1 protein-coding gene is annotated in these 330 nt (G+C 46.7%); it reads left to right on the top strand.

Annotation, left to right across the window (positions count from 1 at the left end; all coding sequences use genetic code 11):
* Positions 1-330, top strand: a 330-nt coding sequence (locus tag RH40_RS17975; protein WP_174260330.1) for a BspA family leucine-rich repeat surface protein, incomplete at both ends; no start/stop codon positions are given.

Genomic DNA, 330 nt, shown 5'->3' with positions numbered 1-330 from the left:
TCCAAGGTAAGGAGTATGGCGAGGATGTTTTCAGGTGCCGAAGCCTTTAACCAGCCCATCGGTAACTGGGATACCTCCAAAGTGGGAATTGATCACCATTCATCAATGAGCGAAATGTTCCGAGGTGCCACCAGCTTTAACCAACCCATCGGAAACTGGGATACGTCAAATGTTACCAGAATGAACAGTATGTTTAGCGGTGCCAAAGCCTTTAACCAACCTATCGGAGAATGGGATACCTCCAAGGTTGAAAATATGAGAGCGATGTTTGAAGGCGCCAAAGCCTTTAACCAAGGCATCGGTGATTGGAATACCTCCAAAGTAAGGGAT

The sequence above is a fragment of the Vibrio caribbeanicus ATCC BAA-2122 genome, from assembly GCF_000165125.1.
Classification (GTDB): Bacteria; Pseudomonadota; Gammaproteobacteria; order Enterobacterales; family Vibrionaceae; genus Vibrio; species Vibrio caribbeanicus.
This window is presented reverse-complemented; position numbering and strand designations above follow the sequence as displayed.